The sequence below is a fragment of the Vibrio sp. 10N.222.48.A3 genome, from assembly GCF_041475345.1.
GTDB classification, from domain to species: Bacteria; Pseudomonadota; Gammaproteobacteria; order Enterobacterales; family Vibrionaceae; genus Vibrio; species Vibrio tasmaniensis_A.
The window spans coordinates 1-2231 of record NZ_JBFRVX010000640.1; the positions used below are offsets into that span (position 1 = coordinate 1).

The 2231-nt window shown below is 46.3% G+C and carries 1 protein-coding gene; it reads right to left on the reverse strand.

The window, feature by feature from the left end; genetic code table 11:
* Positions 1 to 2066 (reverse strand): helicase-related protein (locus AB4653_RS17580; protein ID WP_372104849.1); only part of this gene is annotated, 2066 nt, incomplete at its 3' end.
* Positions 2067 to 2231 lie beyond the last annotated feature (165 nt).

The window sequence follows — 2231 nt, forward strand, 5'->3', positions numbered from 1 at the left end:
TTAATGTTCTCAATTTCTGGTGTGTATTGGGTTTGTTCATCGAGACCGAGTTTCACATACAGCTGCCAATGTTTGATTTGTTGAGTGCGAGCTTGTGCAAAACCCGGAAGTTGAACCCCATTCGATACAAGATCGACGATCGGCTTTAACGATAGTTGCCCTTCCGCTGCCACGAGCTTGGTCGTGATCGTGCGGCCAGCGTACACCAATGTCATCTCAGCAAAAACGCCATCATCATTGACCACGGTTTCACCTTGTTGCCACTCTCCCATCTCCGCTTCAATCATAAGATCCAAAGGAATAGGTGCAGTGACCGTCGCTAAGGTCAGTGTTTGCTTAACGCCTCTTCCCGGCAAACTATGGGTATCAAGCACCAACATCGCTTGTTCATTATCAGGGAAACGATTCTGACGGCCGAGTACTACCTCTAAAACTCCATTAGCAAAGGCTTCTTTTCGTTTCAGTCTGCGTACGAACACCAGTTCAGGGTGAAGTTGAACAATAGTGTTAAGCAGTTCAATACGCTGGAAACGGGACGCGACTTCTAATTGAGGAAGTTCAAACACCTCACGCATTTGCTTAGCCAGTCCCTGTGCTTCATTCAATGCCTGCTGATCGATTTCTAGATTTGGATACTCGCGACCGCGAACGATCTGAATCAACAGGCTTAGATCACACCCTTCCTTTTCTTGCTGAGCGAGTGCTTCCAAATGTTCTGCATTGTTCGGTAACTGATACAAGCGAGCCGGAACGGACAACGCAGCTGTGAGATCGACCATCGCTTCTTTTAATGCTTTGGTTTTGATTCGAGTAACGATATCGGCATACAAAGCATCAATCGGCAGCGGATACAGCTTTTTGCCATGCTCGGTAATTTGATGGTCGGCTTTAATCGCTTCCATCGTCAGCAAGGTTTGAGTAGCACTGTTTAGTGATTTTTCAGGAATAGGATCAAGGAAAGACAAGCTCTCAAGCGGAGCACCACAACAGGCCGCGGCCAACATCGGTGAGATCAGCTCTTCACGCTGCAATTCAGGCGGTGTGACTAACTCTAACGCCGCATGCTCACCATACAGACGCACACAAGCGCCGTCCATTACCCTACCCGCACGGCCAGCTCGTTGCTTGGCACTGGCTCGTGATATGGATTTAAGCATCAGAGTCGTTCTACCGTTTCGTTGAACGGTGCGTCTTTCTAATCCTGAATCTATCACCACACCAATATCGGGAATGGTTAATGAGGTTTCTGCCACGTTGGTTGCAAGAATGACCTTTCTCAGGCCATAACCGTTAGCATTGATATCGATATTACGACCCGATAACGCTAAATCTCGCTCCTTATCACTGACTGACGCATGCAATTTCACCACTTGGATATCAGGATTTTTCGCCAAGGCTTGTTCACATTGCACGATCTCTTTTTTACCCGGCAGAAAAACCAACATGTCACCAGAAGAAGCGATCAGCTGATGATTAACTTCTTCCGTAATGCGCTGCTCTAGATGTCGACTATCAGGCAGTGTTCTGGATTCGCTCGCTCTGTGCTCAATCTCAACTTGATAAGTTCGCCCTTCACAGCTTATTCGATTCGCATCCAAATAATGAGCAAGACGTTCCCCTTCGATGGTTGCAGATGTGATCACCAAGCGATGGCTCGCTTTTTGTTTCAGAATCGCCACCAGCAAATCGATATCCCAACGCCTTTCGTGAAATTCATCGACAACGATGACATCAAAGCCAGCGAGTCCATCTTCAGATAACCAACGCAGCGCGATACCGGGCGTCACAAAAACGACGTTAGTTTTCTCGTTGTATTCAGACTCAAGTTTGATCGCATAACCAATTTTGTCACCAAGCTTCTCGCCCGATTGTAGCGCGAGATATTTAGCTAATGAGGTACAAGCTATTCGTCTTGGTTCAACCACCAGCACTCGCCCATGTTGGCAAGCCCAAATTGGCAAGCGCGTTGATTTACCCGACCCGGTTTCAGCTTCTACTACTAGGTGAGAATTAGCGATTTGTTCGTGAAATACGTTTTGATAAGCATCGATGGGAAGTAATGACATAAAAAGGAGGCGTCGCGAAAAAGTGTGAGCAAAGTATAACGAATTATGGTGCTAAAATTCGATAAGTGTGGGACATGGGTAAGAATATCATTTTGTTTGCAAAGATCGGAGGTAAACTATTTACAATTGAATAACTAAACCGTTATCATTTTTCGGTTACCCTTT